We start from the raw sequence: 24,903 nt of genomic DNA, 5'->3' as shown, positions 1-24,903 counted from the left end.
TCAAATTCTAAGTCAGTACAGCATTTAAGATTGATCTATATTTTAAAATAGATCTGTGCAGGAAAGATTAAATGCAATCATGTTCTTTAACCTAAATTCAATTCAAGCAATTTTACAAAATTCTCAATTAGATCTCTAATTATGAAGAAAGCATGAATATAAACGCAATTTATACACGGAAATTTTCATATAAATTTAACCGATTTTTCATTTTAATGAAATCATTATAATTCATAATCTTAAATCCAATAATCTATTTAAATAAAGAGCAAAAATGATAAAGAAAACGATTTTACTCACAGCTTTAATTGGGCTTGCAGGATGCAATGATGATGATAATAAAATTGTTGTAAAACCCAATCCTACATATAAAGAACCGAATGTCATTATTATTGGTCATCGTGGTGCCAGTGCACTACGTCCAGAACATACACTTGAGGCCTATCAAAAAGCAATTGATGATGGCGCTGATTTTATTGAACCAGATTTGGTTTCGACAAAAGATGGTGTCTTGGTGGCACGACATGAAAATGAAATTGGTGGTACAACCAATATTAGCACCCTAACTCAATTTGCAGATCGTCAAAAAACCAAGATCATTGATGGTCAACAACTCAAAGGTTGGTTCACAGAAGACTTAAGCTTGAATGAGTTAAACCAAGTCAAAGCACGTGAACGTATACCTGATCTTAGACCCGGCAATGTTCAGTACAATGACAAATTTAATGTCCCAACTTTAGATCAAATCATTTTGTTGGCTGAAAAGCACTATACAAAAACAGGAAAAGTCATCGGTTTGTATATAGAGACTAAACATCCGACGTATTTTCAATCTGTCAACTTAGCACTCGAAGATAACCTACTCAAAACTTTGGCAAAATATAAATACACGCGTGAGATTGCACCGATTTATATCCAGTCTTTTGAAGTCAACAATCTGAAATATTTCAAAGATCAACTTGCCTTACATAAGACATTGAAAAATGCCAAACTCATCCAGCTCTATGATGCTAAGACAACAATCCCTGCCGACTATGCAGCAAAAGGATTGAAAACCACCTATGCTGATATGGCAACACCTACAGGACTCAAAGAAGTTGCCAAATATGCACAAGGGGTTGGACCGTCAAAAGACTATATTATTCCGTTTAACACACAAACTCCGACCAACTTTATAAAAGATGCACATGCAGCAAAACTAAAAGTTCACCCATACACTTTTAGACCTGAAAATAATTTCCTGCCAAATGCATTTAAATGTAGCGCCAAAGCTGCAGAAAAATGTGAAGCAGGTTCGATCAAAGAAATGCAGCTATTTTTTAAAGCAGGTGTAGATGGGCTCTTCACGGATGATCCTGCGATCGGGCGTAAAGCAGTTCAACCTTATTTAAAATAAGCTTCGAAATAACCCTTAAAATACAAAACCAAAGGCTCAAAGGAGTCTTTGGTTCTTCGCTATTTTATAAATACCCAAATTTATAAATATCCAAAAATCTTTAAGGTTTCGACGTTAAACCTAGCCAAAGATATTGATGATTTGCTATAGATTTTACTGAGCCGATCCCCGGAAATGGTAAATGTGCAGCAGCAACAATGCTGTTTTGATCGGCAAATTGTTTAAACAATTTTTCACGGGTTAATGCAGCCAAAATCGGATCATGATCAAAAGCAACAGACAATGTAGGATAGGCAAACTGCGCCAAATTTGAATGCACCAAATCCCCCACAAACACCATTTTTTGCTGAGCTTGTATGATCTGAAAACCATAATGTCCAAGACTATGACCCGAAATAGGAATCACATCTATGCCATTGATATTGGCTGCAGACTGAAATGTTTTAAATTGATCTGTGCTTCGATAAGGCTTTAACGCAATACGGATTTGTTCTGAATTGTCCAGATATTGTTGCCTTTGATGCTGTTCCAAACTTGCTAAAGTCTGATCATTTAACCAATAATTGGCTTCATTTTCACTGACATAAATCATGGCATTTGGGAAAACTTTTTTGCCCTGCTGACTCAGACCACACACATGATCACGATGCAAATGCGTTAAGAAAATCGTTTTAATTTGACTTAATTGATAACCCGCCAATACGATATTTTGGGCTAAATGCCCTGCTTTTCCATCAGCAATACACGCTCCTGCACCACTATCAATCAAAGTCAGATCTTTGCCATCGGCAATCAAAAAAGCGTTGACTGGCATATTGAGCTTGGTATTTTTAAAAAATTGCTTTTGTATCTGTTCGAGTTGCTGCTCTGGAAGATTCTGATTAAAAATCGTCGAATCTAATGTGATATAACCATCTGAAAGTGCTGTGATTTTATATTTACCAAAATTAAAATGAAAAAATGGCTCTGCCTTACTCTCTTGGTCAATAAAAAATACTTTTAATTTATCAGATTGATTTTTGCTTTGATGATTTTTATCTGCTAACTCAGAATTTGCCCCTGCTAAAATAGACACGCAAAGCCCCAATATGAAACAAAAAATTATTTTCCCCATGCTTATTCCCACTTAAATAAATTTTTCTTAATATAAAAATAAAGGCGGATTCAAGCAGCAAGTGCAACAGTATAAAAACCAGCCATAACTTCACTTGGCGTATACCAGCCTAGTGTTTTTCTAGGACGATGGTTGAGTGAAAATTCTATCTGCTCTATTTCATCGTTTGACACGTCATCAAACGATGATGATTTTGGCAGATATTGCCGGATTAAACCATTCGTATTTTCATTTCTAGCTCGCTGAATAGACTTGTAAGGATCAGCAAAATAAGTATCTATGCCGACATCAGTAATTCTTTTGTGTTCGGCAAATTCCTTTCCATTATCAAATGTTACACTATAAGCATGGCTCATTCGTAAACGATCTAATGCACAAGTAATCGTTTTAGAGGATGCTCTCGTTGACCCTAAATGAACAATATGTACGTACAGGCTCTTTCGATCAACGAGGGTTAATAAAGCTCCTTTATGATGTTTACCAATCACCGTATCACCTTCGAAATCTCCTAAACGTTGTCGCTGATCAATGACCTGGTCTCGGCAATGAATACTTGTTTTATCAATGATTTGCCCTCTACGATCCGTGTTTTTGTAACCTCGTTTTCGATATTTCTTCTGATGCCTTAAGTGTAGATGGAGGTTACCTCCTTGTGATTTATCTTGATAAATGTGCTGGTAAATCCACTCATGTGAAGGTACATCCAGCCAACCGCGTTGTGTTAAAGCACCTGAAATTTGTTCTGGTGACCAGTCTAAGCCAATTAAGTAATCAATATAAGCGAAGGCAAATGCTGTCATGGATGATGAAGGATGGTACCGTCTTTGACTTGCAAATTTCGCTGCCTGTTGAGCTCTATATCCACGTTGCCCAGTATTTCTTTTTAACTCACGGTAGATGGTTGATCGTGAACGCCCTAACTCCCGAGCAAGGCTAGCGATTGAACTTTTACTTTTCAAAGTAGCATAAATTTCGTATCTTTCATCTTGAGAAAGTTGGGTGTATTTCTTCATTGTGTGCTTTCCAATTGCGAGTTGAAAAAGTCTAATGATTCTATGAATACACCTAACTTTTTCAACTAACTACAAGTGTGTTGCACTTGGGATTTGAATCTGCGAAATTAATCGCCTAAAAATCATATATTTTTAAGGTTAATGTGCTATTTTGCCTTAAAATTTAAAAAAGTTTTAGTAATGAGTGACTATTCTCCTTTTAAAGGCAAAACTGGCCTAAGACGTATTTTCAATGCAACCAGCTATTCTATTGCAGGGTTTAAAGCTGCTTTTAGTAATGAAGCTGCATTTCGTCAAATTATTTTCATCAATATTATTTTGATTCCACTTAGTTTTTTTCTAGACGTCAGTCGTGGCGAACAAGCGCTAATGATCGCGGTCTGTTTACTGGCAATTATTGTTGAATTGTTTAATTCAGCGATTGAAGCGGTCGTGGATCGTGTTTCTTTAGAGAAAAATGAGCTTTCTAAAAATGCCAAGGATATGGGAAGTGCTGCTCAATTTGTCGCACTTACGATCATTGCAATCACTTGGGTGATGATTTTATTTTTGTAGGGTCAGATCTATAATATTTTCTGTAGACTTAGGATCAATTATATTTCTGAGATCATCTAGTATCTAAAAAAATTATAACTTTTCCTATTGATCTAGAAAAAAGAAGCTTAAATATCAATATTTAAGCTTCTTCAATAAATTATGATAATTTAACTTTATTATTTACCGCCAAAAATATAAGCTAAACCAACACGTCCTCCAACTTCACCACCACCAGCTAAACCTACTGCTGCACTTACTGAAGTACGACCATTACCAAATACCCCAGCAACGCCTAGTGCTGCAGCAGATTCACCTTCATAGTGACCTACACCACCGAATACAGCAAATTGACCTGGTTGAATATTAGGAATTTGTTGTTGAGCTGCTAAAGCTATGGCTACACCACGATAAGCAGTTTTCTCAACATCATCAATTCGGTTGTTTAATTGATCAACACGGCTATTAATTTTAGCAGCTGAAGCATTAAACTCTGTTAAACGTTGATCAACTTCTACAATTTTTTGGTCAATTGCATCTGAAGCATCAGCAACTGCAGAATCTACAGATGTTTTAATATTATCAACAATACTTACACCATTAATTTGATAATCTGCAGCATCAATAATCCCTGTAGTTTTAATACCATCAGCAGTTATTGTAGTTTTTTGATCATCTTTACCAGCTTCAGTTCGAGTCACTTCTAAACCATATTTATTTGTTTGATCAGCATTCTTCCCTATTACACCAGTAGAAACAGACTGTTCAATTTTTACTGTTGGATTAGATTGATCAAATGTAGTATCTACATCTGTTGTAGAAGATCCTGGAGTTGTAATACCAGCCTGAACACGAGTTTGTTCAGTTGTCATAACAGATTCACTATAAGTCACATTTTTATTGGTTACAGTGTTATGAACTTTGGCAATTTCAAAAAGACCTTCATCATACTGTGCCGTACCAGTTTTGATATGTGTTCCTGAAGTCGGAGTCGTTCCAGTATATTCAACCAACTCAGTACCGTTATCTACGATTTCATAGTATTTTGATGCTAATTCGCGACCTTCGTCATCATTATATACTTCTAAAACACGTTTACCATTTACATCATATTCACGTGTTTTTTGAGTACCACTTACATTTGATTTCACTAATGTTCTGTTAATAATACTACCATCAGTTTGTAATACTCCTTTATTTGATAGATCAGCTAAAGCTATACCGTTACCTGTCATCATCACAAGATTATTGTTATCACGAGCACTGATACCATAAATGTTTTTTGAAGGATCTGTTACTGGACCAGTGCCTGTATTTGCTAAAATACCAGATTGGACATAACGAATATCCATAGAGGCTGTTTGGTTTTGACCCAAAGTACCAGTTAAATATTCTTCAGTAGATGAACCCTCTGGAGCAACTATCGTACCTTCAACAGTACCAGCATTAATTGCAGTACCTCCCTGATAACCATAAATAATACGTTCCCCATTCACTTGACGATTTTCATAACCGGTGGTTAATTGGCTACCAGTCGTACCTGAAATTTGACCACCTTTTTGGAGCGTGTTTACATCAATTGTAGATGAACCCGTATATTGTGTAAGATTACCTAGAGCATCACGAACGTAATAGCCTTGTATTTTCTCATTGGTTTTTGGATTTACAAATTGATAAACTGTTGTTCCATCAAGAGTTTTATATTTGAAGACGTCATATTTTACTTCATTACCAGCTTGATTAGTTTGGTTTACAGTTTGTGAACCTAAATCAAGAGCAACATCTCGTCCATTTCCAGTTTCAATAATACCAATCGTTGGCAACCAATCGATATCTAAATCTTGTATTAATGAATTCGTTGCATGAATGCCATGAACAGGTGCATTAACCCAATCTAAAATATTTACCCCATTACCACCATAGATTGGATTTAAATTTACTAAATTCTCAGTAACTGAAACTGGCTTTGCATCCTGTGCACTTGCTGCTACTGCTGCTACTGCAAGACTTACGGCTAAAAATGTTTTTTGAAATTTCATATAAATTTCCCAAATTTATTATAAATAGGCTGGTTTATCCCAATTTTTCATAAACCAGCAAAATTCAAGCGGACATATGGTTACTAATCGTCATTCGCCACTCTTCCCCCACCGCACTGCGGTAACGGCTTATCATATACAAAATCAAACAAACTTATCAATCAAAATTTGATTAATTTTATATTTTTTAAATTAAACCACTAATATATATTTATTTTTTATTTTTAAATTAATATTTGATTGATTTTTCAATTTTAAATATTGCTAAAAAAAATACAAAATGTTTGTGTTAATTTTTTTTAAATGTCAGCTATCCATATGTTTTTATTGAAATGTTAACTGCAAAATTGCTTTTTAAATCATTATCTCTTATACTTTTTTCTTTGTTTGCAATGCATTTTATTGTTTTATATATAATATTTTTTTTGGGATTTTATAGTAAATAATATGAGTAGTTTACAGGAAAAACTCCAATTTTCAGTTAGATTAAAAAGTGCTTTAACTAAAGCTAACTACCCTATCAGCCCCACTTATTTATGTAACGAATTTAATAATCGTTACCACGGTCAACCAATAAGTGTTCAATCTGCAAATAACTGGATATTAGGAAAAGCTATCCCAAATCAAGACAAATTAATGATACTTGCTATCTGGCTTGATGTTCCAATGCAATGGCTTAGGTTCGGTGAAGATACACCTCAACCGAAGCAAAATTCAGTAAATCCTTCAAAATCTCATAATAATATTACATCCGAATATTTTGAAAAATTTTTATTGCTCAGCCCCAAAAAACAAGAAATAGTCAAATTACTAATAGATGAGTTATCTCAGTCTTAAATTATTTTTTAAAACTTGGCTCTGCTGCTCTTGTAACGATTTTCTATAGCCTTGAATTAAATCCTCATATTCTTTTATTTTTTGATAAAGCATCTTTAATTCGGACTTTGAAATACATACAAAATCATCCCCTAATCGATCTTTCTGGCAAGATTTTTGTTCTAACTTTTTAATCATATAAACATCTAAGTAAAGTTACAAAAAAAAATATAAAATACATAATTATGAATTTTTGTAGTTTATATTTTATTATTATTTCTGTCTATAGTTAAAATTTTTAGCTGGATTAAATATAAATACATGTATTATAAATATTTTATATTAAAAAATAATTTTCTTATTTTCCATAAGACTAATGAATAAATAACTCTTTGAATAAAAATTTAAGTTATGTATTGTTAAATTATCAATCATCAAAAACCTGAAAAAACAACAAAGCCAATCCCAATCCACATAATATCGTCCCGATGATCCTATTGATCAGGACTTGTTTTGCCAGCATTTTAGCCCTTAAACGTTTGGATGAAAAAACACTGGCAACCGATGCAAACCAGACAAAATGCGCTGCTGCTATAAATGCGCCATAACCCAATAAAATAGCTTTTGCAGTCGCTGGTTGAATAATTTGAGTATATGTGCTGACCACAAATAAAGTCGTTTTAGGATTGAGCGCATTGGTCAAAAACCCATACTTTATTGCTTGAAAAGGATTGAGAGAATTTTGATCAGCTGTATCAGTAATGGGTTTTTGGATCATGGTTTTATACCCAATGTAAATTAGGTAAATCGCACCGACATATTTCACGGCAGTTAAAATATAAGGTGTAAAAGCCATCACAAAACTTAAAGCAAGCAAGGTGTAAGCCACATGGAGTACGACACCGAGTGAAATCCCGAGCGAGGTTAAAATACCTGCTTTACGACCATATAAATAACTATGCTTTGTGACTACTGCAAAATCTGCCCCCGGGCTTATCACCGCTAGAACCGTGATCATCATTACCGCTATAAACTCTGCCATATCATCCCACCACTTTAGACAAAAGTGTATGACACGGTTCAGGCTTGCTAAGCGTTAAATTGAGAAAAATCCGAAAAAAAGTTTGGTCACAAGCAGATGTTTGAGTACTAATATATTGAAAACACTTTACAAAATACTGCATTAAAAATTGATAAAATATCGTAACGCTTAGTCCTTTTTGGAATATGATTAATACAATATATATTCTTTCACTTTGAATAAGTGCATATAGATTCGCTCGATTCATAATAAATCTAGCGAGCTTAGCAACATCTTTAATCTTGTTTTTCATATCATTTATGCAGATTGCAAAATATTTTTTTATTTTTCAATATAAATAATCAAATGAAAATCAAAAAAACCGACTAGGATAATATGAGTTTTTGGAATGATCGAAAAAATATCACTGAATTCACTTAAATTTTTTTATTTCGTTGCCAGCTACGGCAGTGTAACTTTGGCTGCAAATAAATTATTTGTGACTCAAAGTGCAGTCAGTAAACAAATCTATAACCTAGAACATTGCTTAGATCTCACTTTATTTGACCGCAAAAATAAATCTTTTTCTCTCACAAAAGATGGAGAGATTTTGTTGAGTTGTTGCCAAAAAATATTTTCACAACTCGACCAATGCCTAATTGAGTTAACGCAGCAAAATTCATTGCAAACATCTTTAGTTCTATCCTGCGAACCCACCCTTTCCATGAAATGGCTGATCCCACGATTAGCACAATTTAAAGCCCAAGCTCACGGCTTTGATATTGTTTTACTGACTGGAGGTGGCTCGATCGACTTTGCTAAAAATCATATCGATCTTGCGATACGACGTAATGATTTTGCTTGGGGTGAACATATTTTTAGTGAAAAAATCGCAGATGAATATATTGTGGGTGTTGAATCAAGTCATGCATCCGTTGCAGATGAATTATTGATTTCAAATTCTAGACCCCATTTTTTAAAACAGATTAAAAAGATTCAAGGCTTAGCGCAGGTATTGGATACTTCTTCGAAAACTGAATTTGAGCACTTCTACCTGTGCCTAGAAGCTTGCATGGCAGGCTTAGGTCGTACCGTTATCTCGATTTATATGATCGAGAAAGAACTGAAATATCAATTATTAAAAACAATCTCAGCTGTTGTTTCAGATGGATCTTCATATCATTTGCTTTCGCATAATGCTTTTCATGAAGATCCAAGAAAAATGATTTTTTTAGAATGGCTAAAACAACAGATGCAATCCAGTCAGTCGATGATCCGAGAATAAAATGTTTTTAAACCCCTAGCGTTGCCCCACCATCCACCACGATTTCTTGCATGGTGATTTGTGCTGCATTTGCTGAGAGTAAAAAACTGATCGTATTGGCGATATCACTGGGTTCAGCCAATTTTTTTAAAGGAATACCCGTACGGAATTGAGCCAAATCACCTTCTAAAACAGCCAAAGGTGGTCGATCATCGCTCCAAAGCTGCTTTTGCATTTGTGTCAAAGTCGAGCCGGGGGAGACGATATTGACTCGCACATAAGGCGCAACTTCTAAAGCCAAATTTCGACAAAAATGACTCAATGCTACCTTAGTTGTGGCATACAAGCCCAATTGGGTTCGTGGCATGCGCGCGCTGTTTGAGCTTACAGTCACGATACTGCCCTGCTTATTTGCATAAAAATGTCGTGCAACTTGCTGACTCAACATAATCGGTGCAAGTAAATTGACCTGCAAACTGTCTTGCCATTGTTTAAGCGTTGCATCAAATAACGACGTCATGGTGAGTATCCCTGCGACATTCACCAAAGCCACCACATGATACTGCTTGAGCACTTGATCAATCAGCTTTTCAGTGTCTTGAAATGCGGTAATATCCTGCGCAAAAGCCTGCCAATTTTCCCTATACTGATCCGTGATCATTTGATTGACTTGCCACTGCTCAACATCAGGATGCTGATCTAAACCTATAACGCTATAACCTTCTTTTAATAATTGAATCACTACAGCAGCACCAATGCCTTGTGCTGCACCTGTCACGATAATGCTATTTTGCATGTAGCTGTCCTATTTTTAAATTTTCTGATCAATTCAATTGAAATACATTTAACATGGTCTGCATTTTGGCTTCGGTCTCAAACCATTCTTTGTCTGCTTCTGAACCTTTTACGATTCCTGCACCCGCATAGAGGCGCATTTTATTTTCACTTAACAGCCCACAGCGGATCGTGACCACCCATTCACCATTGCCTTCAGCATCCATCCAACCAACCAAACCTGTGTAATAATCTCGGTCATAGCCTTCATGATCTAAAATAAATTGCTTCGCCGCTTGTGTCGGCGTGCCACAAACGGCCGGTGTAGGATGTAATTCAAGGGCGAGATTGAGCACATTAGGTGCGGTTTTTTTCAGTACACCTTGAAAATTTGATGATAGATGTAGCATCGTTGACGTTTCTAATATGTCTGGGCTTTCAGAAACTTTGAGTTCAGTGCAGTACGTCACCAAATTTTTTAAAATATTTTCCACCACGATCTGATGTTCATGTTGATCTTTTTCTGAAGCCTGCAATTCTTGCTTTGCTGTCGCATCTTTTTCAGAAATAAAACTACGGGGTCTAGAACCCGCCAATGGATTGCTACACACCAAACGATCTTGTTTGGACAAAAGTAATTCTGGGCTAGCACCAAAAATATAGCGATTTTGTTCAACAGGAATTACAAAATTATAAGCAAAAGGATTTTGTCTAGATAAAGTTTGCGATAAGTGTTCAGGTTTTTGCTTTTGATCAAACTCATATTCAATCGCTTGAGAAAGCACAACTTTTTTCACTTGTTCTCGATCAAATGCATCTAGTGCCATTTGCACTGTATTTTCAAATTTCTGCCGTTGGATCAGGGTTCTCTTATGGATAATGTCTATCTCATCAACAGACTTTGCAGAAGCTGGTGCTTGTTGTGGTACAGGCTCTTTTAAAATCTTTTCAGTTTTTTGGAAATCTGCATAAAAATTCAAAGTACAGTTTTGGGAGATATCAAATGGGATTGCACCAATCAAAATTGGATTTTCACAACCAGATTGTTTCAATTGTTTAAAACATTCTGCAACTTCTGCATTAAATTGAGCAGTTTTTGCAACAGGTGTATGTAGCGTCTTGAGCAATTGATCTGCTGTTAAATGATAGTTTTTCGTGGAGAAACAAGAAAATTGAGCTTGTGATGTTGTTGCAAGCTGTTGTTCTTCTGATAATTCTGTAGATATCATTTTTTTCACCTCTATTCATGAATAAATTCAAGCGGATTGAATGATGTGATTATTCTAAATACGCAGTGCAGGCATATTAATGTAAATGATTATTATTATCAATTGATATTTTAAGTTTAAATGCAAGCAATTGTGATGATTTGTTGATGTTTTTGAAAATACGTTACTTTTACAGTAAAAAAGTGTAAATCGCCTGGTGTTTTTTTGACTTTAAAATACAGCTCATGTACTGAAAATTGCTGAAAGTGAATAGATTTAAAGTCGGTTATTATTTTATATTTATTAAAAACGGCCTTGATAATACTTTCTTTGGCAGAAAATATCACAAGCTCTATCGCTATATTATCTTGATGCCGTAATTTTAATATTGCTATTTTTAATTGTTCTTCTTGATCTAAAAATACATCAATATTTTCTGCTTGATGAATTAATAATTCTTGATGTTTATAAAGCTCTATATCTATCCCCATATAAAGCTGATTTTCCAAAATATTTTGTACTGCACAAATGGCAATATAATCTTGTCGATCATTTACATGGCTAATACTACCTTGAATATGCTCAGGGAAAATCGGCTCTCCATATGCCCCTTTCAGCACATTAAAACCAGCATGATTATATTTTTTTAATGCATATCGAGCTGCCAATCTTCCCATAAAATAATCCAATTTCCGCGAAAAATGACTTTGCCGAACATCATCTGCTTGTACGATACCAAATGCTTGATATAAATCATCAAACTCGCTTTTTTCTATCAAATTAGAGAGATGTACCTGATGTATTTCAACATTACTCAACCTCATCACTGTATGCTCAATGTCCATAGAAGCTAAGCACACAGCTGCGTCATCGCTTTGTTGAAGCCTTGTCGATTGGGTGTTTTCAAACAACATTTATTGTCATGCTCATAATAGAATGCCCCTCATCCTAACCTTCTCCCCAAGGAGAAGGAATAAGTTCTGCTAGAGGATATCCCTCATCCTGACCTTCTTCCAAAGAAGAAGGAATATGTTCTGGAAGCGGGTGTCCTTCATCCTGACCTTCTTCCAAAGAAGAAGGAATATGTTCTGCGAGAGGGTTCCCTTCATCTAGACCTCCTCCCAAAGGAAAAGGGACTTTCGATACTCATTTTATAAAATACAAAATGATGAATTATTGTATTCATTTGATTTATGAAAGAAATCTATTCTATTTTCAATATGTTCAATCATTTGACCTAACACACCTTTGTTTAAGAAATAAAAATGATCCCCTTCTAACTCTACACTTCCTAGCCATTTTTCAGTATGTTGCTGCCAAGCTTGCATGGCTTTTGGATCTGGTATATCAGGATCATCTTTGCCGTGAAATGTTAGAACTGGAATCGATGTTTTTATTATATTTTCACTGAGCAATTGATCACTCAGCAAAAAGTCATTGCGGATAATCCGTAGAAAAAATGCCAAAGCATCTGCATGATTGAGTATTTCTTCAGGAAAATGATTATATCGTTTTAATTTAGCGATTATCTCTAGATCAGAAAGTTGCCTTTTATCTTTGATATGTTGAATATATTGATGTTCTGGGCGACTACTAATCACCATCATTTTAAGTAAATCTAGTTTATTTATATTTTCAAGTTGATCTTTAACTTTCCAAACTAATCCACCACCCACACTATGTCCAAATAATATAAAAGGCTTTTCTGGATAAGTTAATATTTCATCAACAATATTTTTTGCCAAAAGATCTGAATGATTAATCAATGCTTGCTGCATTTTCATACCATGTCCAGCATATTCAATCGGAATAATATCGAGATATTGGCTGGTTATTTTTTTCCACGGATAATAAATACTGGCACTACTGCCTGCTGGTGGTAAACAAAACATATGATACGAATGTTGTTGCATATTTCCCTCCAAATTCACGTATTTTCCATTTAAAAAAATACGTGAATTTGCAACTTTATGATCGACTTAGTCGCCCAAGTCTATATTCTGTGTTGCCTGCCAAAGCGCGGTATCGCGATGACTCACAAAAATAAGCGTTTGGCTCATCGCTAAAATACTGTGTATGACAGCTTGTTCGGTCTTTTCATCTAAAGCAGAGGTTGCTTCATCCATGATTAGTATGGGTGAATTTTTGATCAAAGCGCGCGCAATCGCTAGACGTTGACGTTCTCCTCCTGACAACGTTGCACCCTGTTGTCCGACGCTTTGATGAATCCCCTCGGGCTTACGTTCGATGACATTTCCTAGCTCACACCGTCTAGCGATTTCTTCAATTTCTGCATCACTTGCATCTGATTTTCCTAAACGGATATTGTCAGCCAAAGTGCCTGTAAAAATAATCGCCTCTTGGGATACATAAGCAATATGTTGAATTAAATCTTGATATTGAATATGAGTCAGTGGAATACCACCAAGCTTGATTTGCCCCTGATCTGGATCATCAAAACGCATTAACAACTCAAGTAAAGTACTCTTGCCACTGCCACTTTTGCCTCGAACATTGACACGTGCTCCAAATGGAATTTCGACATTGAGTTTTTTCAGTGCAGGTGCATAACTGACCTGATCAAGTGCGAAATCATATTGGTGTGGCAGTTCTGATACCTCAGCTTCACTCAACACTGGTGCATGGGTGACTTGATAAAAACCACGTAGTGAATGGATGACATCATTGATTCCCAAACCTGCTGTAGCCAACTCAGCCAAAGGTGCTGCAGCGCGACTGATGAGCACGATCAGCGCCAATAAAAGTGCTGCATTATCCTGTCCAAAGTAAAGCCAATAAATCGCAAGCCCAGCGATTGGAAATACGCCCGCACATGTTGCTATCGCAGTTGCCCATGCCGCACTGAGATTGATCTTTTTAAAAACATTTTCTTGGGATAACCAACGCTGTTCGATTCGCTCTAAGGTTTTTTCAGGTCCTGCAGCACTTTGCAAAAGTTCAAGATGATCAACCAATTCGATCGTTGCTGCCGCTGTCTCCAATTCTGTTTGATGTCTATTTTTATCAGCCTTCATCAGGCTAAGCTGTGCCAATACTTGTGCAAAAAAGGCAATCAACATCAGCAGCAGTGCCACCAACATGACCTGCCATCCAGCTAAAAATGCCATCCCGATTAATATAAAAATAGGTAAACACGGTGCATGTAAAAATGTTTGAAATTGATGTGCAGGAATACTCATAAAACCAGGAACCGCCTGACCTGCCATCTTTCCGATCTGAGCACGTTGTTCCTGACTAAACCAAGACAACTTTGCGCCAGTCAGTGATTTACCCAAATCTGCAAATAAATCACCCGCTAAACGTACACCTGTCAAATAGCCCGCACGTGTAACGATGATGGTCATCAAAATTGCCACCAATGCACTGAGTAACACCCATTGCGCTTGCCAATGCCCCACAATCGAAAATGCTAAAATGATATATGCAACGGCTTCAAACAGTGCGACACCAATCCAACCCAATGCCACCCCAAAAAGCCTTTGTTTTGCAGCTTGAGGCAACATTGAAGTAATAAAATTATTTTTAGAAATGCTGTTATTCATCATGGATTCCCTGCCCCTTGCAAAACTAAAGTTGACTGAGTATTTGCCAAAAGTGACTGGTCATGCGACACAATTAACAAGGTTTTATGTTCTTTTTCTGCGAGTTCTTGCAAAGCTTGCATTAGTTTTTCAGCATGCATTTGGTCCAAAGCACTGGTCGGCTCATCCAATAAAATAATATTGGCTTGCGTTAAAAATGCCCGAGCGATATTCAAACGCTGTTTTTCACCTCCAGAGAGTAAAACAGCATCTGTATCGAGCATTACATTTAGCTGAGCTTTGGTTAGGGCTTGGATCAGCTGTTGATCTGTCGCATCAGGAGCGGAGAGTACAAGATTGGTACGCACAGAACTCGCCAAAACATCCATTCCCTGAGGAATCAATAAAATATGTTGATGCCGCGCATGCGAAGTTAAATCAGCTAAATCAGTCTCACCGACTTTAATCTTGCCTGATTTCAAAGGCTCTAAACCTGCGATCAGTCTTAATAAAGTACTTTTACCCACACCACTTGTTCCAGAAATCATGGTGATGCTATTTTTGGGAAATACAAAATTTAAATTTTGAAAAATATCACGATCTTCAGCTGCATAAGTCACATCAGCTAAGCTCAGTACAGCTTGATGATCTAGTAAATCTTGCATCTGCCCTGAAGTTAAAATAGGTTGTTGTAAAAATACTGCTAAACGACCTGCTGCAGCTCGTCCTGCTGCCACATAATCCAAACCATGCCCCAAACGTAAGGCAGGCGTGACAATCGCTAAACTAAACAATAATGTCGTCGCCAAAGTCATGGTGTCATATTGATAAGCCAGCCAATAAGCAATCGCAAAAGTCGCAACTGCCTGTAACAGCGCCACAGCAATTGCAGCGAGTGTTGCCACTTTAGCGACCCACATCACCATAGTTTTAGTAAAATATTCAGTTGCTTTGTTATATGCAGCCAATGCCCCAGATTGCTGACCATAGATACGATTGATCCTAATCCCTCGCACATAATCGTCCGCTTTAGCGATAATATCGAACATGACTTGCATACGTGCTGCACCATCACGCTTACTGATATAAGGCACGACGATCAGATAATAAAGCGCAGCAATACATCCCGGCAGTAAGATCCAAAGTGCAGATACACCAACCGTAGCGATCAGTATCCCGATCGAAAGCAAGGGAATCACTGTAAAGATTGCAATTTCACTCGGTAAATGCGCCACCATGTGATGCAATGTTGCAATATCATCCGAAACCAAGCGCTTCAGTGCATGATCATCTTGTTTATGACGCACATTGGTCGGCAACCGAACCAAATGCTGAGCGATTTTTCGACGTAACTTTCCAGAAAAGCGTGCTTCAGCATCATGAACCCACCATGATGAACATGCTGCGAATAGTGCAGCACCCACCCAAAGCAAAACTGAAAATAACAACCATTGTGCAGAAAAATCCCCGATGAATCGCACCAAAAACCAAAGTGCTGCCAGCATGGCTACGCTCGATATGACTGCGGCAAAAGTCCCTGCAAATAATTTTGGAAACGCTACACGAAGTACAGGGCTTAACACCGAACCTGTAAACAAAGTGCGTAAATTTGGATCACTCATGTTTCATTTCCTGAACAAAAGTTTTGAATATTTATAAGGGTGCATGGAAAATAAGACTGTAAATAAAACTTATCTTTAAAAAGATATTTAAAATTAGTTTATTAAAATCAATTTTTTAAAATAAGTTTAAGCAACATAATTCTTAATAGAATCAGTATAAAAAAGTCATGCTGTACGCTGAGTTTTTCCACGTAAATCTTCGATCACATCATCAATCAACAGATCAATTTTCTGGGTATCTTTGTGATGTGCTGTGGTGATCAGATGCGCCATATTTTCTGACGTTGCCAGATAATGTTTTTTCCAGACCGCTTCAGAAGGACAAGGAAAAACGACTGTGATCGAGTTTGGATTGCGCCATGCATTGATGCCATTTGCTTGGAAACGCTCTACAGCATATTGCGCCATTTTCAGGCAATGCTGTACACGTTGTTTCTTTTGCAAAAAAGTTTGACTGCGTATTGCTGCCCACATCAAAAGTACGGTATGCCCATTTCTCGAACCACTAATGGTTTGATCTCGCGCAGAAATATAATCAACATTGACTGAAATTCTTTCGACATTTTCACGTTTTGCCAACACGATACCGCATGGAATCGGTGAACCAATCATCTTGTGCCCTGACACACAAATCGAATCAATACCATCAGCAAATGAAAATGCTTGAGGCTGATCGACGAAAGGTAAAATCATGCCGCTAAGCGCTGCATCTGCATGTATATAGTATTGATCTCGTGTGATGCCAAGCTGTGCTATACCCGTTTGAATCTGCGTTATATTGTCAATTGCACCTGACATCGTGGTCCCGATATTGGCAAAAATAATCGGATTTTTCTCGTGATTGTTTTGTATTTTTCGAAGCAAATCCGCAACATCTATTTCACCATTTTCCAAGCAATCCACCACACACGATTTCATCTGTAGAAGTTTGGCTATTTTAATAACTGAATAATGTGTTGCTTTTGAATAATACAAAGTGCCTTGTGCAAATAATTCTCGGGCTAAATAGCAAGCAAACATATTGCCTTCAGTTCCGCCATTGGTCACATAGCCCCAACTGTCATCGAATGCAATCCGAAAATATTCTGCAAAGTAACGCATCACATCTTTTTCAAAGTCAAAAGAGTTCAGCGCATAGTTACTCGGTTCTTGCCAATCACCACAATTGTTAATCGAAAAATTAAAGAATCGATACAAGGCGGAATAATCAAAATCTGCGGATTCGGGATAACCGATATTAAAATATTGATGCTTTTGACAATAAGCCCAAAACTTTTCAATTCGTTCGCAATCTGACGCTGATAAAATCATGTTTTTCTCCGTTTTATTCTAATGATTGAATGCCAGCACACATTTCAATCTAAGCGACTTTTGCAGCTTGCTTAGACTGGATTAAATTCCACCAATGCTCTATCGATGGCTCTTGTCCCAATTCTTCAAAATAAATATCCAAACCATATTGTTTGAGTTCTGCGGAAAACTGCATGATGCGTAACGAATCTAGACCATACAAAATCAGGTTTTCGGCAGGATCAAGTTCCTCTTCCTCAACCAATTTCTGTACTTTTTCATATAACCATTGCTCGGTTAACTCAAGCATCGTCGATGCCACAATGGCTTGAGTATGGGTCACTTGACCACAGCGCGAAGAGACATATTTTAGTGCCTCTAAATGTTCTTGCTCTGAAAAATCTGCCAGTGCATCTGCAACAAAAAATGCTTGAATATCATTCATAAAGGCATCAATTGCAGTCACCATACAGCCGATATGTGCATATACACCACCGATAATCAGCTGATCACGTTGCCAATTTTGCATACGTTTTTGTAAATCAGATCGTTGAAATGCGCTATAACGCCATTTGGTCAGCACCACATCACCGTCTTTCGGTGTTAAGGGTGAAATAATGGCTTGCTGATCAGGTGTTGAAGCAGGTAAACCCGCACCCCACATGGCATTCAGCAAAGCACGATCCTCAGCAGGTTGTTCATAGGGCTGTGCGGTATACACCATAGGTACACCATGTTGATCTGCCCATTGCCGTAGCTGTTCTAAATTTTGAGTCATCGTCGCAATTAAACGACTGTCAGCATCATAGAAATTGAGAAAATAACGCTGCATATCATGTATCAGTAATACTGCGCGATCAGGATCAAGTTGCCAGTTGGTTTTATTTTGGGGAAGACGGCTTTGGTCTGGCATTGGATAATCAGAAATCTTTGCAATGGTCATATTCTTCTCGATATTTTTACTGAGTCGCTTAAGCGATTTGGAGATGATTTAAATGTTCACGTAATTGTTTTTTATCTACTTTACCGACAGCAGTGAGTGGTAAAGCATCGATAAATCGTATTTGATCAGGCAATTTATATTGAGCAATACCCAAATCTAGGAGATGGCGCTTCAAATGTATTGCTTTTAATTGAGGATTATTTGACACGATAAAAGCACAGCTTTTCTCACCGAAATGCGCATCAAAAATCGCCACCAATCCTGCATTGACCACATCGACATGCAAAATCAACAATTTCTCTATTTCTTCAGATGCGATTTTTTCACCACCACGATTGATTTGATCTTTGATACGACCCACCACTTTCAAGTTGCCGGCTGAGTTGCGTACCACCAAATCACCTGAGTAGTAAAATCCTTCAGGATCAAAAACTTGAGCATTATGTTCAGGGCTTTGGTAATAACCACAAAATGTATATGGTCCGCGTACTTTCAACATGCCAACTTGACCATCGGCGAGTACATTGCCCTGTTCATCTACGATAAAAACTTCGTCATCCGCACTGATCGGACGACCTTGAGTACTGACAATTTGTTCTTCTGGATCATCTAAACGAGTGTAATTCACCAAACCTTCAGCCATTCCAAAGACTTGTTGTAACTGACAGCCCAAACCAGTCGAAACTTGTCTTGCCAAAGACTCAGGAAAGCTTGCACCACCTACTTGAAGTAACTGTAAAGATTGAATTTGTGCTAAATGTTGCGGTGCTTGCTGCAACCACATAATGACTGCACTCGGAACCAATGAAGCCATATTGACTTGATGCCGTTCGATCAATGCAAAACATTGCAGAGGTTCTGGTGTGGCTGCCATAACAACGGAGCCACCCGCATGAAATACACCCAATGCTCCCGGAGAACTGAGCATGAAATTGTGCGCTACAGGTATGCCACAAAGTAACCGCGTATCTGAGTTTAACTGACAAATTTCAGCGCTGGCTCGTACACTATAATCATAGTCATTGTGCGTTCGAGGAATCAGCTTGGGTGTACCTGTACTACCGCCTGAGAGTTGAAAAAATGCAACTTCATCTGCTGGAGTAGATTGGTATTCGACTTGTTCTGCACTCGCTTTTTGATAAGCAGCAACCAAATCCAAATCATGCTCATTTGCACCCAACATGACAAATAATTCAGGGCTTAAACCTGATGCTTTTAGATCATTTTCAAAAAGATCAGTAGCAAAAACTTCATGCGCACGAGAGGCAATCACAAGTTTAGGACGGATTTGCTGAATAAACGCCTTTAACTCAAGCTGTCGATGACTATACAAAGCATTTAAAGGGACAACACCCACTTTCAACAAAGCAAAAAATACAATATAAAACTCAGCGATATTAGGCAATTGCACCAGTGCAGTATCACCGATGCCATACCCTCTTGCAGCTAAATGTGTCGCTAGATGATCTGAAAATTGATTGAGATCAGCATAACTGAATTGCCTTTCACCACAAATAATCGCGGTGGAATGCGGTGATTTGTCATTAGCTTCAGCTAAAATCCTCGTCAGAGGTTGATCGATCCAATATCCTTTTGCCCTGTATTTTTGCGCCAAATCCTCTGGCCAATGCGTATATTTGATCATTTGATTCTTCATTTTTGAAATACTGAACGGGAGTTTGTGCTGTAAAAGCACTCCTATTTCCGCTTTGACATTTCCATCTAAAAATAAAAAAACATCAGAGTGAGAACATGCTTTTTCATTTCAGATTGATGGTGTTTGATTATAATGAATAACAATAAATACGATAATGATTATTAAATGCAACTGGTAATCATTCCTATTTATACTTATAATGCTCAACCATAATTCATTTGTCAACTGAGCAATTAAGCAATGCGTGAACTCACTCCGATGCAAGCTGCCTGTTGGTTTGGGCGCTCAAACGAAGCGATCTTAGGTGGGGTTTCAGCTCATCTTTATAGCGAATTTGATGGTCAAAGTATTGATCTAAAAAAACTAAATCTAGCCATTCAACGACTCTATCAACGACATGAAATGCTACGCTTGCGACTCGACCGTGATGCGATTCCAAGTATCATTTCAGCTGATCAGAACATAGAAATAGAAGTTGATGATTTTTCAATATTCACAAAAACTCAACAAAAGCAAAAACTCGAAACCAAAAGACAGTACTGGACGCATCAAAAATTAGATTTGACTCAAGCACAGACTGTAAAATTTTCAATCAGCCTATTAGATGAACAACATTTTCGACTGCATGTTGATGCTGACATGATCGCCATTGATCCCTCTAGTTTTCGTATATTGATGGAAGATCTTGCGCTTTTTTATGAAGATGCAGATTGTACATTGCCGCCTACAGTTGATTTTTTTTCTTGGAATAACCAACTCAAACACGATCCAATTTGCCAAAAACAACGCAGTCGTGACCGAATCTGGTGGAAATCACGTTTGGCTGATATTGCTCCAGCCCCCACTATTCCCCTCAAAAATCCAACATCAACGGTCATACAAAGTCATCGGCTCAGTAGCACTTTAAATACAGAGCAGAGGCAAGCTTTACATCGGCTAGCCAAACAACATCGACTGACTTTTTCTACACTATTGATGGGGATTTTTGCGTATTGTTTAGGGAATAAAACCCAAGATCCACGTTATCGCCTCAATGTTCCGACTTTTTGGCGTGAGCCTGTGATGCAAGGCATAGAAAGTTCTATTGGTGATTTTGCCAATGTTTCTATTTTAAATATTGATATGTCTGCGACCGAACATCTCGCTCAGTTTTGTCAAAATATCGGCAAGACATGGATCGAAACGCTTGGGCATCAGCAATATTCGGGTGTACAAGTGATGCGTGATCTTTCCCGTTATCACGGTACTGCGCAAACTGCACCGATTGTCTTTACTGCAGCGGTCGATCTTGCAGGCGAAGAACTATTTTCAGAAAGAGTGCATCAAATCTTTGGTCAGATGAATTGGACGATCTCGCAAGGTCCGCAAGTGGCTTTAGATGTTCAAGTGGTCAGTGTCGCCAATGAACTGCTGATCAATTGGGATATCCGTCTTGATGCATTACCTGAATCATGGATCAATCCATTATTTGAAAATTATATAGATTTGCTCAAAAAAATCGCATCAAATCCCGACATATTTACCCATGATCTACAGTCACTTTCGCTCAAATTTCCAAACAAATTGATCAATAAAAGACAGAGTGAAACAGCGCTCAATGCCCTGCAAAAAGCATATTTATTGGGTCGTACTACCGCTTTTCCTCTTGGTGGCATTGCCATGCAAGAATATCAGGAATATGAGGGAAGGCTTGATCTTGAGGAATTTAAGCTGCGATTGACCGACATGGTTCGCCATCATCCAAGTCTCAGAACTTATATCGATGAAAAAAAACTGCTGCAATATATCAGCGATGAGGTCATCATCAATCTCAACATGATTGATTTGACCCGTTTTGAGCAAGCTGTCGCAAATGAGCATATTTCCACATTTCGTGAGCAATACCGACATGCATTATTTGATTTAAATCAATCACCTTGGGATGTTACTGTATTTAAACTGTCTGTAGATCAATTTAAAATATTTGTTCGTTTTGATGCTCAAATTTTGGATGGTCGAGCGATTGCATCATTGATGATGGAACTATTTTCAGCTCAAACTCTGACGCAGCCCAACACAGATGCAAAACCCAATAGCTCCACAGCACAAAATCGAACAGATGATCAAAAATATTGGCAAAATAAACTCGCCAATCATGTTCACATCCCGAAATTGCCGTGGTCTAAGCCCTTAGACAGTATCGCTACTTCGCTCTATCGTCGCCAAAGCTTGCACATTGATCGTGAAAAGTTTCAACAATTGAGCAAAATCGGAGCACGTAAAGGTTTATTTAAAAACTCATTGATCATGGCACTGGTCTTGGAAATACTTTCGCAACGGACAACTGACCAGACTCTCTCTGTTGGCGTGCCTGTCCTGCCCCTATATGATGGCGCATTTTCCAATCAATCAACCTTTATCGTGAGCACATGGCAACAGACTGCAAACTTCGTTGAGCATGCAGTACAACTGCAAAAAAGTGTGCTCGAATCTCTACAACATTTAGCATTTTCAGGTGTAGATCTGGCGAGAATGTTGTTTGAAAAATATAAATCCGCTCCTGCTTTGCCTATCGTGATCACCAATGGTTTGTCGTGGCCGAGTTTGCCAGAATCAAACCCCATCAAATATATCGATGGGCTAACGCAAACTCCTCAGGTCGCAATAGATGTACGCTTTAAATTGTACAATGACGGCGCTCTCATTTTTGATATTGATTATGCACAAGCCGCTATTTCTGATCAGTTTATCTCTGACTTTTTGTTGCAACTCGAAAAAAGTATAGAACAGATATTAGCGCTTGGTCTGGAAAATGTAGATCTAAAACTGCATTTTGAAAATACTCAAAATCAGATCAATCAAGGCAATATGCAACGTGAGCAAATCCTGCAAATTTATTTGAATCATTTAAATTTATCGCCTTCAGATGCAACACATCAAGACATGCAATTTAGTCATTTGGGATTGCGTCCTTCACATCTCAAATTGATTGCCAAACAAATCAATGAAACCTTTGAAATCAGTTTAACGCCACTGCAACTCATCCATTGCCAAGATGTTGTCGCTGTCGAAAAACTCATTTCCACACATACAAAGCAAACGATTCATTAAATATTGAATTAAAAAAATGAAATCTTTCACCACTTATATATCAATAGAACTGGAATGATAGAAATATGAAAAATATAGATATTTTGGGTATCGGCATTGGCCCGTTCAATCTCGGACTTGCTGCGCTACTCTCTCATCATCCTGAAATCAAAGCTGTATTTTTAGAAAAAAAACCACAATTTCGTTGGCATGAAGGTTTGCTTTTAGAAGGCACGACCTTGCAAATTCCTTTTTTTGCTGATCTGGTGACGATTGCTAATCCTTGTCATCCTTTGGGTTATATCAATTATTTACATCAACATGACCGTTTACATCAGTTTTATTATTATGATCGTTTCTTGATCCCTCGACGAGAATACGATCATTACTGTCGCTGGGCATCTAAACAATTGCCCGATTGTCAGTTTGGTGAAAATGTTCTGGATGTAATTTATGATGAAAAACGTGACCAATTTATCGTTGAAAGCCAACTGAGCAGTGGAAAAAATCAATTTTATATCAGCCAAGATTTGGTGATTGGGATCGGAACACAGCCACATTATCCAAAATGGTTAAGTGCTTGTGATCATCCTTTGGTCAAACATGCAGCCGAATTTGCAGCGTTGCAAAAACAATTAAATCAATGCAAGCAAGTGACTGTCGTTGGTTCAGGACAAAGTGCCGCAGAATGTGTACTTGCCTTATATCGCTCACTGAGCCTCGAACAAATTCAGGCAGGCGCATCAATCCGCTGGGTCACTCGTTCGGCAGGCTTCCATCCAATGGAGTTCTCCAAGTTAGGACAAGAATGTTTTACTCCAGCTTATATGCAATATTTTCAGAGTATTCCGAGAGAGAAAAGACGCGAAATCGCCGCAGGACAAGGACTGATCTATAAGGGCATCAGCTTTTTCACTATTGGTGAAATCTATGATTTGCTCTATGAAAGAACGGTGGCAGGAGCTGATGCAGGCTTAACCTTGTACTCAAGTTGTGAAGTTGAAGATCTGCAAGTGTCATCATCGGGTCAGATCAATCTAAGCTGTTGGCATACGCAGCTTGATCAACGTCAAACCATACAAAGTGACGCTGTAATCGCAGCTACTGGTTATCGTCACCATTGGCCGAAATGGTTTGAAAATCTTAAAAATAAAGTGCTTAAAACCGATGAATATAATGACTGTTTAGTACGAGAAGATTTTACAGCTGAGCGTTGTGATCAAGGTAAAGGACGTATTTTCATCCAAAATGCAGAGATTTTTCAGCAAGGTGTGGGATCACCAGACTTGGGAATTGGAGCCACTCGAAATTCAGTGATTATCAATCAATTGCTTGGACGTGAAGCTTATCGTATCCCGAAACGCTCAGCATTTCAGCATTATGGTTTGGTGGAATAAACTGATGTTTTATGGGTAAATAAAGATCAAAAAAAATCGCCTTATTTGGCGATTTTTTTTGAGAATACTTTTAATTGTAATTCACTTCAATGATGAAATGGCGATATCTCTAAATACTAAAAGCTTCGGATAACTCTAAAGACATTGCACCTAGTTACCCTGTCCGATCTGCTCTAAAATATGCTGTAGTTTGTGCCACAACAT

Annotated in this window: 20 protein-coding genes and 1 pseudogene; 6 read left to right on the top strand and 15 right to left on the bottom strand. The window is 37.7% G+C overall.

The features are described 5' to 3' along the window. Positions 1-274 precede the first annotated feature (274 nt). Positions 275-1,396, top strand: coding sequence for a glycerophosphodiester phosphodiesterase (locus F960_RS09930; protein WP_004863469.1), 1,122 nt, complete (start codon positions 275-277; stop codon positions 1,394-1,396). A 100-nt stretch (positions 1,397-1,496) separates the two neighbouring features. Here the strand turns inward: F960_RS09930 and F960_RS09925 are convergent, their stop codons facing one another. Continuing rightward, positions 1,497-2,471 carry an MBL fold metallo-hydrolase gene (locus tag F960_RS09925; RefSeq protein WP_020846445.1) on the bottom strand — a complete coding sequence of 325 codons (975 nt, stop codon included), beginning with the start codon at positions 2,469-2,471 and terminating at the stop codon, positions 1,497-1,499. Between the two features lie 89 nt (positions 2,472-2,560). Next, a complete protein-coding gene (locus tag F960_RS09920) occupies positions 2,561-3,523 on the bottom strand; it encodes an IS30 family transposase (protein WP_004854881.1) in 963 nt (320 codons plus the stop codon). 180 nt (positions 3,524-3,703) lie between these two features. Here F960_RS09920 and F960_RS09915 point away from each other — a divergent pair, with 180 nt between their 5' ends. Beyond that, positions 3,704-4,078 carry a diacylglycerol kinase gene (locus F960_RS09915; RefSeq protein WP_035374290.1) on the top strand — a complete coding sequence of 125 codons (375 nt, stop codon included), beginning with the start codon at positions 3,704-3,706 and terminating at the stop codon, positions 4,076-4,078. A gap of 158 nt (positions 4,079-4,236) precedes the next feature. Here the strand turns inward: F960_RS09915 and F960_RS22960 are convergent, their stop codons facing one another. Then, positions 4,237-6,096, bottom strand: coding sequence for a YadA-like family protein (locus F960_RS22960; RefSeq protein ID WP_004863460.1), 1,860 nt, complete (start codon positions 6,094-6,096; stop codon positions 4,237-4,239). Between the two features lie 447 nt (positions 6,097-6,543). Between F960_RS22960 and F960_RS09905 the strand changes: the two genes are divergently transcribed. After that, positions 6,544-6,933 carry a transcriptional regulator gene (locus tag F960_RS09905; RefSeq protein ID WP_004863457.1) on the top strand — a complete coding sequence of 130 codons (390 nt, stop codon included), beginning with the start codon at positions 6,544-6,546 and terminating at the stop codon, positions 6,931-6,933. Here F960_RS09905 and F960_RS09900 read toward each other — a convergent pair. After that, positions 6,919-7,110, bottom strand: a complete 192-nt coding sequence (locus tag F960_RS09900) for a hypothetical protein (protein WP_004863455.1) — start codon at positions 7,108-7,110, stop codon at positions 6,919-6,921. The genes F960_RS09905 and F960_RS09900 overlap by 15 nt on opposite strands. Before the next feature lie 229 nt (positions 7,111-7,339). After that, the gene (locus F960_RS09895; RefSeq protein WP_004863452.1) at positions 7,340-7,954 is read right to left on the bottom strand and encodes a LysE family translocator; all 615 of its coding nucleotides are present in this window, start codon (positions 7,952-7,954) and stop codon (positions 7,340-7,342) included. A gap of 388 nt (positions 7,955-8,342) precedes the next feature. Here F960_RS09895 and F960_RS09885 point away from each other — a divergent pair, with 388 nt between their 5' ends. Next, positions 8,343-9,218: a LysR family transcriptional regulator gene (locus tag F960_RS09885; protein WP_004863448.1), complete on the top strand. Its 876-nt coding sequence runs from the start codon at positions 8,343-8,345 to the stop codon at positions 9,216-9,218. Positions 9,219-9,225: 7 nt separating this feature from the next. Here F960_RS09885 and F960_RS09880 read toward each other — a convergent pair whose 3' ends face one another. The 10 genes from F960_RS09880 to F960_RS09840 all read right to left on the bottom strand — a co-directional run bounded on the left by F960_RS09880 (position 9,226) and on the right by F960_RS09840 (position 20,233). Beyond that, a complete protein-coding gene (locus tag F960_RS09880; protein ID WP_004863446.1) occupies positions 9,226-9,993 on the bottom strand; it encodes an SDR family oxidoreductase in 768 nt (255 codons plus the stop codon). A 28-nt stretch (positions 9,994-10,021) separates the two neighbouring features. After that, complete coding sequence (locus tag F960_RS09875) at positions 10,022-11,200, bottom strand: isochorismate synthase (protein WP_004863443.1); 1,179 nt, start codon at positions 11,198-11,200, stop codon at positions 10,022-10,024. A 116-nt stretch (positions 11,201-11,316) separates the two neighbouring features. Then, on the bottom strand, positions 11,317-12,093 hold the full coding sequence (locus tag F960_RS09870; protein ID WP_004863440.1) for a 4'-phosphopantetheinyl transferase family protein: 777 nt from the start codon (positions 12,091-12,093) through the stop codon (positions 11,317-11,319). Between the two features lie 34 nt (positions 12,094-12,127). After that, on the bottom strand, positions 12,128-12,304 hold the full coding sequence (locus F960_RS22350) for a hypothetical protein (RefSeq protein ID WP_004863437.1): 177 nt from the start codon (positions 12,302-12,304) through the stop codon (positions 12,128-12,130). Between the two features lie 26 nt (positions 12,305-12,330). Next, positions 12,331-13,092, bottom strand: a complete 762-nt coding sequence (locus tag F960_RS09865) for a thioesterase II family protein (RefSeq protein WP_004863434.1) — start codon at positions 13,090-13,092, stop codon at positions 12,331-12,333. 66 nt (positions 13,093-13,158) lie between these two features. Then, entirely contained in the window at positions 13,159-14,742 is a 1,584-nt protein-coding gene (locus F960_RS09860; RefSeq protein WP_020847102.1) for an ATP-binding cassette domain-containing protein, read from the bottom strand. Then, the gene (locus F960_RS09855; RefSeq protein WP_004863427.1) at positions 14,742-16,343 is read right to left on the bottom strand and encodes an ATP-binding cassette domain-containing protein; all 1,602 of its coding nucleotides are present in this window, start codon (positions 16,341-16,343) and stop codon (positions 14,742-14,744) included. The genes F960_RS09860 and F960_RS09855 overlap by 1 nt, the downstream gene beginning before the upstream one ends. A 165-nt stretch (positions 16,344-16,508) precedes the next feature. Further along, on the bottom strand, positions 16,509-17,654 hold the full coding sequence (locus tag F960_RS09850; protein WP_004863422.1) for a histidine decarboxylase: 1,146 nt from the start codon (positions 17,652-17,654) through the stop codon (positions 16,509-16,511). A 49-nt stretch (positions 17,655-17,703) separates the two neighbouring features. Beyond that, positions 17,704-18,576 carry an isochorismatase gene (locus tag F960_RS09845; RefSeq protein WP_004863419.1) on the bottom strand — a complete coding sequence of 291 codons (873 nt, stop codon included), beginning with the start codon at positions 18,574-18,576 and terminating at the stop codon, positions 17,704-17,706. 28 nt (positions 18,577-18,604) lie between these two features. Next, positions 18,605-20,233 (bottom strand): (2,3-dihydroxybenzoyl)adenylate synthase, encoded by a 1,629-nt coding sequence (locus F960_RS09840; RefSeq protein ID WP_035374294.1) that lies wholly within the window; start codon positions 20,231-20,233, stop codon positions 18,605-18,607. Positions 20,234-20,449: 216 nt separating this feature from the next. Between F960_RS09840 and F960_RS09835 the strand changes: the two are divergent. Both F960_RS09835 and basC read left to right on the top strand, forming a co-directional pair. Beyond that, positions 20,450-23,323, top strand: a pseudogene (locus F960_RS09835) (condensation domain-containing protein). 65 nt (positions 23,324-23,388) lie between these two features. After that, positions 23,389-24,699, top strand: coding sequence for a putative histamine N-monooxygenase (basC, locus tag F960_RS09830; protein WP_004863409.1), 1,311 nt, complete (start codon positions 23,389-23,391; stop codon positions 24,697-24,699). Positions 24,700-24,903: the final 204 nt, after the last annotated feature.

The organism is Acinetobacter gerneri DSM 14967 = CIP 107464 = MTCC 9824, assembly GCF_000368565.1.
GTDB classification, from domain to species: domain Bacteria; phylum Pseudomonadota; class Gammaproteobacteria; order Pseudomonadales; family Moraxellaceae; genus Acinetobacter; species Acinetobacter gerneri.
Note: the sequence above shows the minus strand (reverse complement) of the source record. Positions and strands in the feature narration are given on the sequence as shown.

Coding starts and splice junctions, on each gene's coding strand:
- F960_RS09840 (WP_035374294.1), bottom strand. CDS start 20,233: ATGAAGAATCAAATGATCAAATATACGCATTGGCCAGAGGATTTGGCG.
- F960_RS09865 (WP_004863434.1), bottom strand. CDS start 13,092: ATGCAACAACATTCGTATCATATGTTTTGTTTACCACCAGCAGGCAGT.
- F960_RS09895 (WP_004863452.1), bottom strand. CDS start 7,954: ATGGCAGAGTTTATAGCGGTAATGATGATCACGGTTCTAGCGGTGATA.
- F960_RS22960 (WP_004863460.1), bottom strand. CDS start 6,096: ATGAAATTTCAAAAAACATTTTTAGCCGTAAGTCTTGCAGTAGCAGCA.
- F960_RS09915 (WP_035374290.1), top strand. CDS start 3,704: ATGAGTGACTATTCTCCTTTTAAAGGCAAAACTGGCCTAAGACGTATT.
- F960_RS09930 (WP_004863469.1), top strand. CDS start 275: ATGATAAAGAAAACGATTTTACTCACAGCTTTAATTGGGCTTGCAGGA.
- F960_RS09905 (WP_004863457.1), top strand. CDS start 6,544: ATGAGTAGTTTACAGGAAAAACTCCAATTTTCAGTTAGATTAAAAAGT.
- F960_RS09920 (WP_004854881.1), bottom strand. CDS start 3,523: ATGAAGAAATACACCCAACTTTCTCAAGATGAAAGATACGAAATTTAT.
- basC (WP_004863409.1), top strand. CDS start 23,389: ATGAAAAATATAGATATTTTGGGTATCGGCATTGGCCCGTTCAATCTC.
- F960_RS09855 (WP_004863427.1), bottom strand. CDS start 16,343: ATGAGTGATCCAAATTTACGCACTTTGTTTACAGGTTCGGTGTTAAGC.
- F960_RS09875 (WP_004863443.1), bottom strand. CDS start 11,200: ATGATATCTACAGAATTATCAGAAGAACAACAGCTTGCAACAACATCA.
- F960_RS09845 (WP_004863419.1), bottom strand. CDS start 18,576: ATGACCATTGCAAAGATTTCTGATTATCCAATGCCAGACCAAAGCCGT.
- F960_RS09850 (WP_004863422.1), bottom strand. CDS start 17,654: ATGATTTTATCAGCGTCAGATTGCGAACGAATTGAAAAGTTTTGGGCT.
- F960_RS09860 (WP_020847102.1), bottom strand. CDS start 14,742: ATGAATAACAGCATTTCTAAAAATAATTTTATTACTTCAATGTTGCCT.
- F960_RS09880 (WP_004863446.1), bottom strand. CDS start 9,993: ATGCAAAATAGCATTATCGTGACAGGTGCAGCACAAGGCATTGGTGCT.
- F960_RS09885 (WP_004863448.1), top strand. CDS start 8,343: ATGATCGAAAAAATATCACTGAATTCACTTAAATTTTTTTATTTCGTT.
- F960_RS09870 (WP_004863440.1), bottom strand. CDS start 12,093: ATGTTGTTTGAAAACACCCAATCGACAAGGCTTCAACAAAGCGATGAC.
- F960_RS09900 (WP_004863455.1), bottom strand. CDS start 7,110: ATGATTAAAAAGTTAGAACAAAAATCTTGCCAGAAAGATCGATTAGGG.